Annotated in this window: 3 protein-coding genes; all 3 read left to right on the plus strand. The window is 41.7% G+C overall.

All coding sequences use genetic code 11. The features are described 5' to 3' along the window. The coding region (locus AC2SLM_RS12575; protein WP_486554233.1) for an Ig-like domain-containing protein at positions 1 to 5,962 on the plus strand (5,962 nt) is incomplete at its 5' end. A 690-nt stretch (positions 5,963 to 6,652) separates the two neighbouring features. Then, positions 6,653 to 7,597 carry an OmpA family protein gene (locus tag AC2SLM_RS12580; protein ID WP_486554234.1) on the plus strand — a complete coding sequence of 315 codons (945 nt, stop codon included), beginning with the start codon at positions 6,653 to 6,655 and terminating at the stop codon, positions 7,595 to 7,597. A gap of 53 nt (positions 7,598 to 7,650) precedes the next feature. Continuing rightward, positions 7,651 to 11,521: Ig-like domain-containing protein (locus AC2SLM_RS12585; RefSeq protein WP_486554236.1), on the plus strand; the 3,871-nt coding region annotated here is incomplete at its 3' end.

An 11,521-nucleotide genomic window follows, 5' to 3' on the forward strand; every position in this document is an offset into this window, starting at 1 on the left:
AGATACCACAGCACCAACTGCGCCAACCCCAGTCATCGGTAATGGTGATGACGTTATCACAGCTGACGAGATTGATGGTGACGGTAATGTTGACGTAACTGTTGATCTGCCAGATGATGCTAAAGCTGGTGATACAGTTACTGTAAACGGTGAAGATACTGTCTTAACCGATAACGACATCACAGCAGGTGAGGTAGTTGTCAAAGTAGATGCGCCAGAAGAAGGTGAGACACTAGAAGTTGAAGCGACTATCACTGATGCTGCGGGTAATGAGAGTGAGCCTGGCACAGACAGTGCAACTGTTGACACCATAGTACCAGGTGACTCAACTGGTGATGGTAAACAAGATACAGGCCCAGTTGTTACCATTACAGAAGATAAGGACAATGATGGTTTCATCAGTGCAGATGAGCTTGATGGTACTGTAGAAGTTAAGGTTGAAACACCAGTGAAAACTCAGGTGGGTGATACGGTAACGGTTACTAATCCTGATGGCACTACTAAAGACTACGTTGTTACTCAAGATATTTTGAATAACGGTATAACTATCAGCTACCCAGCTGAGCAGTTCCCTGAAGGTGAAGAAAAGACAGTTACAGCGGTTGTAACAGATGGACGTATCCCTGAAGCTGACCTAGTTAAAGGATCTGATAGTGCGACTAAAGATACCACAGCACCAACTGCGCCAACCCCAGTCATCGGTAATGGTGATGACGTTATCACAGCTGACGAGATTGATGGTGACGGTAATGTTGACGTAACTGTTGATCTGCCAGATGATGCTAAAGCTGGTGATACAGTTACTGTAAACGGTGAAGATACTGTCTTAACCGATAACGACATCACAGCAGGTGAGGTAGTTGTCAAAGTAGATGCGCCAGAAGAAGGTGAGACACTAGAAGTTGAAGCGACTATCACTGATGCTGCGGGTAATGAGAGTGAGCCTGGCACAGACAGTGCAACTGTTGACACCATAGTACCAGGTGACTCAACTGGTGATGGTAAACAAGATACAGGCCCAGTTGTTACCATTACAGAAGATAAGGACAATGATGGTTTCATCAGTGCAGATGAGCTTGATGGTCCAGTTGACGTTAACATCAAAGCACCACAAGGCACCGAAGTTGGTGACACTATCACTGTAACTAGTCCTGATGGTACAACTAAAACTGATTACGTTGTTACTCAAGATATTTTGAATAACGGTATAACTATCAGCTACCCAGCTGAGCAGTTCCCTGAAGGTGAAGAAAAGACAGTTACAGCGGTTGTAACAGATGGACGTATCCCTGAAGCTGACCTAGTTAAAGGATCTGATAGTGCAACGTTAGATATCACAGCACCTACTGCGCCAACCCCAGTCATTGGAAATGGTGATGATTTCATCACTGCTGATGAGATTGATACAGACGGTAAAGTGGATGTGACTATTAAGCTACCAACAGATACCAAAGCTGGTGACGTAGTGACTGTTAACGGTGTAGATCAACCTGCACTAACGCAAGCTCAGATTGACGCAAAAGAGATTGTTGTCAAAGTAAATGCACCAGAAGAGGGTAAGACGCTAGAAGTCGAAGCAACTATCACTGATGCTGCGGGTAATGAAAGTGAGCCTGGTACAGATGATGCAAACCGTGATACAACTGCGCCTGTCTCTAAGATCGAACTAGATCGCATCACTGATGACAATACAATTGTTCAGTCAGAAGCTGCTGAAGGCGTTGAAGTTGCTATCACTGGTACGGTTAAAGGTGAATTTACTGAAGGTGATAAAGTAACTGTTACTGTCAATAATAAATCTTATGAAACAACAGTAGATGCATTTGGTGACTTCACTGTTAATGTACTAGGTTCTGAACTAGCTGCAGATGCAGATAAAAAAGTAGAAGCGACAGCTGTAACCACTGACGAAGCCGGTAATAAGTCTACTGTGAATGATGATCAAACTTACAAAGTTGATATCACTGGTCCAACTGCAGCTGATACCGTTATCAATATCGACCCAATCGCTGAAGACGATATCGTTGATGCTACTGAAGCGGGTAAAGATATTACGATTACAGGTACTGTTGCTGGTGAGTTCGAGACAGGTGACGTGGTAACTGTAACTTTAAATGGTAAAGAATATCCAACTACTGTTGAGCCAGGCGGTACGTTTAGCGTAGATGTACCTGGTTCAGAGTTAGCAGCTGCTAAAGATGCTAATACTGGAGAGGGTACAGATACTGTAAAAGCAACTGTGTTAGCCACCGATAGCTTGGGTAACGTTGCTGATGCTGGAGTAATTAAAGCAGATAGACCTTATGTTATCGACGTTCAAGCGAACGCTACCATCACACTTGATGACATTACAGAAGATAACGTTATTCAGGCGGCAGAAACTGAAGACGTTGTTCGTGTAACTGGTAAGGTTGAAGGTGAATTTACTGAAGGCGATACTGTAACTATTACTGTTAATGGTACAGATTACGAAGGCACCGTTGATGCAGACGGCAACATCTTAGGTACTGATGGTGAGGCTGGTATTCCAGTTCCAGGCTCTGAATTAGCTACAGCTCCAAAAGATCCTGATACTAATACCCCAGTTGTTGATGCAACTGCAGACGTTACTGATGAAGTGGGTAATACTGCTGAAGTTACTGGTGACAAAGAGTATCAAGTAGCTGGTCCAGCACCGACTGTTGTTATTCAGGACAATGATGATGAGTCATTAGACCCTGAAGACATTGTAGTAGATAAGGCTATGATCGCTTTACCTCAAAATGTAGCTGTTAACGATACAATTACTGTAACTATGGCAGACGGTACAACTAAAGATTATCAAGTAACTCAGGAAGTAATCGATGCCGGTGTGTTAGAAGTAGATACAGACACCAAAGGTATTACAGCAACAATAGCTAATGCTCAAGGTGATACTTCGGATATAGATCCTGATGCAATTACTTATGATGAAATTGTTACAGTAGAAATCACGTTACCAGAGGGTACAGTTATTGGTGATCAAGTAATTGTCACAAATCCAAATGGTACAACTGCCGATCCTGTGACAGTTGATCAGAATATGATCGACGATGGGTTAACGCTTAAGTATCCAGAGTCTGACTTCCCTGTTAATACGGAAACTACAGTAACTGCTATTATAGATCCTAAGGATGAGACTTTACCGAATTCTAATCCTGGATCTGATACGACAACTAGAGGCGAAGTTGAACCAGAAAATCCAAACGCAACTGAACTTACGGTTGATCTACAAGACTTTATTGATGCATCAGTTGCTGATGCGTCTGTAGTAGAAATTAATGAAGTTGCTACGCAAACTAACCCTAATGTAATTGATCCCACTACTGGTCAGCCAATTGTCACAGCTTATGAAGTAACAATTAGTGGCATTGGTAATAAACTGGCTGAGGAAGGAGATCATGTTGAAATTTATGATTTAGATGGCAACTTGGTAGCTGAGGCTTTAATTGATGAAAATGGTCAGTTTGAGGCTACATATACTATCGAGTCTAACGATCCAACTACACCTGCAGAGCTACCAGTAGCACTTAACGCTGATGTCCAAGAAGCTAAACCAGTAATGGCAGAAGTAACAGGTACTACAGATGCTGAACCTGGTAGTGTAGTTACCATTGCAGTAAGAATCTATGGTGAAGATGGTGAACCCTTACCAGAGTTAGATGACAATGGTAACCCTGTGACTGAGGAAGTTACACAAGAGGATGGTACGGTAGTTGAAATGGTCGTATATCCTGATCCTATTATTGTTACCACGACTGTTCTAGATGATGGTACATACAGTAGTGAAGTTGATGTCACTAGCTTGAAAGATACTGACCAAACTGGAGATCCAGAACTTGACAAACTAACTATTGGTGCAGTTGCGACTATTACTAATAGTGATGGTAAAATAGTTGATGAAGATATCAATAACGAGAAAGCTGCAGATGCAGGATTTGATATAGAAGCTGATCCTGGAGTTCAAGGTGTATTTAATAGCCTAGGCTTAAATAATGATATGAGTTTAGTATATGGTCCATCTGAAACAATCGTCTTGCAGGACTCTATTTTAATAAATAGAAAGACAGGATTTACTATTTCAGAAGATACATTATATTCAGATCCTTTATTATTCACTAACTATGACGATGTTTTGGTTATGGATAATACAATTAATATTCTAGGTAATAATGCTAACCCACCTAATGATGGCGGAAATTCTGCTTTCGGATCTACCGATGGTAAAGGTGAAGTTGTAACGGTTGATACAGGAAGAGGAGATGATTTACTAAGTATTAGTGGTACGTCTAACTTAGCGGGTTCTTCTGTGGAAGCAAGAATCTATATGGGTGAAGATAACGACATTTTCCGTACTACTGGTACTGGGGCTGATGAGGGTTATATAGGTCGTAACACTAGTGTATATATGGAATCAGGCGACGATATAGTCTCTACTACTAAAGATGTCGTTGGTAACCTCTATACCGGTAGCGGTAGTGATAATATTACTGTCGGTCGTAGTATACTTGGACTCGTCGATTTAGGAAGTGGCAATAAACCAGATGATTACAAGCTGGAGTATGCTGATGATTCAGGTTTAAGTCTTGGTAATGACACCAACATTGATCTTGAGACTGATAATAACATTCTGAATGTAACAGGTAATGTTTCTGGAACAGTTCTATCGGGTAATAGTCAGGATAATATTACTGTTAATGGTAGTGTTTCTGGAACAGTTCTAACGGGTAATGGTAAGGATAATATTACTGTTGATGGTAATGTTAATGGGGGTGCCTTGATTGATACTGGAGCTGGTGTTGATGTGATAAATATTGGTGGCATTGTCAATTTTGGTGCTGAGATTTATACCAGAGATGGTGATGATATTGTTAATGTTGGTAGCGATGTTGCGAATGCTTCTATTTCTGGCGGCTCAGGTTCAGATAGAATTATTATCGACGGCAATGTTGGTCATCCCATTGATGGTAAAGCTTATGTCGATGGTGGTACTGGAGATGACTACATCAGAGTTAAAGGGGATATAAATGGTATTCTTGGTCAGATACCAAGTGTTGTATCTGGAGGCTCAGGTAATGACACAATCATAATTGATAATCTGGTTACAGTTAATAGCGAAATAGTTGGAGGGGCTGGTAAAGATAAAATTTATGTAGAGAACTTAATTGGAGGTCAAGCCAAGCTTTCTGGTGGTATTGAAAGTGATTTAATTATTGTCAATAAACTGAATAGTGGAACATTAACTACTGGTAATATCAATAAGAATGAAGATAATACTGTAGATATAGTTCGGGTTAATGAACTTAATGGCGGTACTATCTGGTTAGGTGAAGGCGATACTTTAACCTCGGGCGTCGAAGCGTTCTCTGAAGAAGATGGTCCATTTGCTCAACAAGGTCCATTTGCAGACGCGGATTTACAAGGCTCTAATATTTACTATTCTAACGCCAATGATACGTTAACACTTCAAGGTGTTGATGGTGGTACTATTAACATGGGTGCTGGAAACGACAAGATTATTATTAGCGGAAGTAATGACCGCATTGATGCAGATGGTACAAATAACATCAATGGTGGTGAAGGTATTGATACCCTTGAAATAACGGGTTCTGGAAATATTATTTACGCCAATGAATTAACTGCAATTGAGGTCTTAGATCTTGGTGGTAAGGGTAATGAATTCTTTACTGGTTCTAGATCTGCTTATAACTCATCAACTTCAGAATTAGATGGTAATTTAGATGGGCTTTATATTGCAGGGGGACAAGGTGATAGAGTTGAACTAGGAGGTCTACGTCAGAATACTTGGAGTTTTGATACGACTAATCCAGTTGACTTCCAAGGCAATCAGTATGTCGAATACTATAATAGCTATGGTTCTGGAAGAACAATATATATCGATTTAGACATCGTTCAGAATGGTGGTGTAGATATCGTTCTATAACTTTATCATCTCATAGCTTTAAAACACGTCCTCGCAATGAGGGCGTTTTTTTATGTCTATATATTTATCTTTGGAGTCCTAAGCATCGACCACTTTATTATTATATTTAGTTTTTATTTAAAAATTAATTAAATTTATTTTAGGATAGATTATTAATTATTTATTACTGCTTACTATTTGGGCATATAAATTGCAATACTTATATTATAAATAGGGTAAATAAATATATTTAAAAGCATAATTTGAAATTTGCTTAATGAAAGTATATTCAGAATCTTTTATTAAATTATATCCAGTTAAAATAAAAGAATTCTTAACCATTTCAGTAATTTATATTTTAAATCACCAAGGTAATACTTTATTACATAAATTTATTTAGATATCAGAACTGTAGGGTCTAAGTTTAAGATGTTGATACTGAAAGATAATTTATTAATAATTATATATAAACAACCTGTTCGAGAAAAAATTCCAAATAAAAAAATTAGTTTTTATTTAATTTTAACTTATAATTAATATTTTAAGTGCTAAGTTACTGTAAAATAGACTTTTTTATTAAGTATATCTAATAGTTAAAAGTGATAACTAATTCTCATACTTCTTATTGTTCCTTATCTTAAAAGCTATGGAACAAAGTGGCAAATAGTTTTAAACAACCACTCTTTCTACTTAAGAATCAAGGAACAACCTATGAATAATATTCAAAAACTAAAAACGACACTATTGACAGGGTCGTTAATAGCATTATTAGGCATCAATAGTACCGCAAGTGCCAAAGACAATGCTCGCCAAGTCGACCACATAGGATGGTACAAAACTGGCAACACCACCTTCCAGCCCATGAACGCAAGTAACCTACCTGCCAATGAAGCTAACCTCATCTTTGTACGCCCTTTAGATAACGACGGACTACAAACCAGTGCCAACATTGCCATTGACGGCAGATTCCAAGTAAGCCTACAACCAGGACACTTCTCACAAATTCGCTACTGCAGTGGACAACACTACATCAGCGTCGCCCCAACTGGTCTTAAAACAAATGACCTCACCAACACCTACAGTCACCTCGTTAACTTTATTCATCAGAAAAACCACTATATCTACGTTGATATCGATGACGCCACAGGCGCTCCAAAGCTAAGTGAGCTTGACGAGGCGACCGCCCAACAAATCCTAAGCACCCAAACCGAACAAACTCATCAAATCAGCCGTGTGATTCGTGACTGTCCAGCCATTGTTCAACAAGCCCCAGAGCCTGAGCCACAACCTGTGAAGGTCGAAATCGATAAACCAATCAACCTAGAGGTGTTGTTTGAATTTGACAAAGCCGTTGTACAGCCCATGTTCAACGCCCGTATCGAAGCCGTTGCAAACTTTATGAAGAAATATCCAAATACCAGCACCATCATCGAAGGTCATACCGACAGTATGGGCTCAGACAGCTACAACATGGACCTATCAAAACGTCGTGCAGAAGCCGTTAAACAACAACTTGTGACCATGTACGGCATTGATCCGAATCGACTACAAACGCAAGGCTTTGGTGAAACCCGTCCAGTTGACACCAATGCCACACCAGAAGGTCGTTACAATAACCGCCGCGTTGTCGCAACCGTTAGTGCTAATCAAAAATAATTATAAATTAATAACCCATCCATACGCATACGTACCCATCCTAGGAAAACAAAATGAAAACGATTATTGTAAAAGTAAACGATGCTGCACAAACCATAGCTGAACATCAAGTTGTGACCAAAGACGGTCATCCAACCGTCATCAAAGCCACCAACAAAGTAAACTATGAACTTGTTGATCAAGCAACCGGCCTAGCGCCAGATCATATTATTACTAAACGTGTGGGCAAAGACTTACACGTGTCAATGGAAGAATCAGGACAAGACAGCGACCTAATCATAGAAGGCTATTACGACGAGGCTGATAGTGCACTTATTGGTTTAGCAGAAGATGGTAGCTACTACTACTATGTGCCAGATACGGGTGAAGTTGCAGACTTTGTTACAGAGCTTGCCGCAGGTGATGTCGAAGGACAAGCTTTAGGGGGTAATGCGTATCAAACCCCTTATTGGATTGGTGCTGCAGAAGATAGCGGCTTTGCTTGGTTACCCTGGTTAGTAGGTCTTGCAGGTTTAGCTGCCATTGGCGCTGCATTAGCAGATGATGACGATGATGACGCACCGAAAGATACCACACCACCAGCCACACCAGAGAATGCACCAGTTGTGACAGACAATGTCGCCAACGATGGTTCAGGCGATGTACTTGACCCAGCAGAAGTCATTACTAATGGCGATAAGACCAATGACAACACACCAAGTGTCACCATACCCGCTGACCAACTACAATCAGGCGAAACACCGCAATTAGTGGTTGATGGAGACGTTGTACCATCAACACCCGTCACCAATGAAGACGGTAGCATCACGTTAACCCCAACAACAGAGATCACTGACGGTGAACACGAGCTTAGCTATAACGTCAAAGATGCTGCAGGTAACGTCAGTGGTGATGCCCCATCAACCACAGTTGGCGTTGATACTCAGCCACCAGCACAGCCAAGCGTTACAGTATCCCCAGAAGGTGCGGTTACTGTAACCCCAGCCGATGATGACAGCAGCGAAGTGTCTGTCGATTACAAAGATGAAGAAGGTAACGACCAGACTATTGTTGCCACCAAAGACCCAGAAACGGGTGAATGGACATCGGCAGATCCATTACCTGAGGGCGCTACAGTAGATAAAGACACAGGTGAGATTAAGATACCTGAAGACCAAGTGGATACCAGTAAAGATGTGACCGCAACCACAAAAGACGATGCGGGTAATACAGCAGATACCACAGTGACAGGGGACACCACACCACCAGCAACACCAGAGAATGCACCAGTTGTGACAGACAATGTCGCTAACGATGGTTCAGGCGATGTACTTGACCCAGCAGAAGTCATTGCTAATGGCGATAAGACTAATGACAACACACCAAGTGTCACCATACCCGCTGATCAACTACAATCAGGCGAAACACCGCAATTAGTAGTTGATGGAAAAGTTGTGCCATCGACCTCAGTCACCAATGAAGACGGTAGCATCACCTTAACCCCAACAACAGAACTCACTGACGGTGAACACGAGCTTAGCTATAACGTCAAAGATGCTGCTGGTAACGTCAGTGGTGATGCCCCATCAACCACCGTCGGCGTTGACACACAGCCACCAGCCGAGCCAAATATTGACGTATCCCCAGAAGGAGTGGTTACCGTAACCCCAGCCGATGATGACAGCAGCGAAGTGTCTGTCGATTACAAAGATGAAGAAGGTAACGACCAGACTATTGTTGCCACCAAAGACCCAGAAACGGGTGAATGGACATCGGCAGATCCATTACCTGAGGGCGCTACAGTAGATAAAGACACAGGTGAGATTAAGATACCTGAAGACCAAGTGGATACCAGTAAAGATGTTACCGCAACCACAAAAGACGATGCAGGTAATACAGCCGATACAACTGTGACAGGGGACACCACGCCACCAACTCAAGAGACACAGATTACCAACGTTATTGACGATGTGGCACCGCAAACCGGTACCGTATCTGATGGTGGCTTAACCAATGACGTGACGCCAACCATTGAAGGCACAATCAGTAGTGTCCTCAACGAAGGTGAAGTCGTTGCAGTCTACCGTGATGGCGTTAAAGTAGGGTCAGCAGCCGTTACTAACACCACATGGAGTATTGAAGACATTGGTGTGGTTGATGGGGAGAGCTATACCTACACAGCACGCGTTGAAGATGCAGCTGGTAATCAGGGTACTGTATCGAATAACTATGCCATTAACATAGATACCACAGCACCGACTCAGTCAGTTGTTATCACAAATGTTGTAGATGATTTTGTACCGCAAACAGGCATGGTGTCTAATGGCGGCATCACAAACGATACAGCCCCCCTAGTAGAGGGTACGATCAGTAAAGCCTTGGAAGATGGCGAAGAAGTTGTCGTATTACGTGATGGCGCAGAAGTAGGTAGGGCCACAGTAGACGGTACGACTTGGACATTTGATGACAGCGGTTTAGTTGATGGCGAAAGCTATATTTATACCGCACGCGTAGAAGATGCTGCGGGTAACCGTGGTGCAATTTCTGCAGACTATAGTATCGAATTAGATACAACTTCTCCAACTCAAGAAGTAGTTATTACTAATGTAATTGATAACGTTGCGCCTCAAGAAGGGAATGTTAGTAGTGGTGATACAACCGATGATACTACTCCGACTTTAGAAGGAACTTTGGATACAGTTTTAGATGAAAATGAAATTGTAGCAATTTATCGTGATGGTAACAAAGTCGGAGAAGCAACGGTAAATAATACTGCATGGAGCTTTGAAGATAGTGGATTAGCAAGTGGGTCGAACTACGAATACACTGCCCGAATTGAAGACGCTGCAGGTAATTTCAGCGAAACCTCTAACTCCTATTCAATTAATGTTGATACTGGAGGGCCAACTCAAAGCATTACAATTACTAAAGTTCAAGATGATGTTACTCCAAATATAGGTGTTATTAATAGCGGGGAATCAACCAATGACACAGATCCAGTTATTGAAGGAACAATAAGTGCTAATTTAAATCCTGATGAAGTAGTTATTGTTCTTCGTGATGGTGTAGAAATTGGTGAAGCTCAAGTAACTGGAACAGACTGGACCATAAGTGATAGTGGTTTGATCGACAATACAAGTTATGAATATACAGCTTTAGTAAGAAATTCGGCAGGTATAGCAGGTGGAGAATCCAATAGTTATATTATTGAAGTAGACACAACAGCACCAACACAAGAAACAACAATCACAACCGTTATTGATGACGTCACCCCAGGTTTAGGCAACGTTGCAGACGGCGCATTTACCAATGATGATACACCAGAGATACAAGGCACGATCAGCGAAGCATTAACTGATGGTGAAGTTGTCGCAGTTTACCGTGGTTCAGAAAAAGTTGGCGAAGCAAAAGTTACAGGTACAGACTGGACCTTCACTGATGCAAGCCTATCAAGTGGTTCAACTTATGACTACACAGCACGCGTTGAAGATGCGGCGGGTAACCAAGGTGCCTTATCGAACGAATACTCAATTTCAATCGACACCAGTGGTTCAAACCAATCTGTACAGATATTATCAGTTATAGATGACCAAGCCCCACAAACCGGTGTAGTGGCCAATGGAGAGGATACAAACGATACCACGCCACAGATCACAGGCTCTATCTCAACTGCCTTGACAGGTTCAGAGACTGTTGTTGTGTTACGTGATGGTGAAGTGATTGGTAATGCCACAGTAGACGGTACTACTTGGACCTATAACGATACTGGTTTAGAGAATGGGAATACTTATGAGTACACTGCACGTATTGATACAGCAGGTGGCAATCAAAGCCCAACCTCTCAACCATATAGCATAACTGTAGACACAGTAGCACCGACCCAAACTACAGCGATCACAACTGTTGTAGATAATGTTGCTCCAGGATTAGGTGAAGTAGCAGATG

It is taken from the genome of Psychrobacter sp. CX16 (assembly GCF_057396245.1).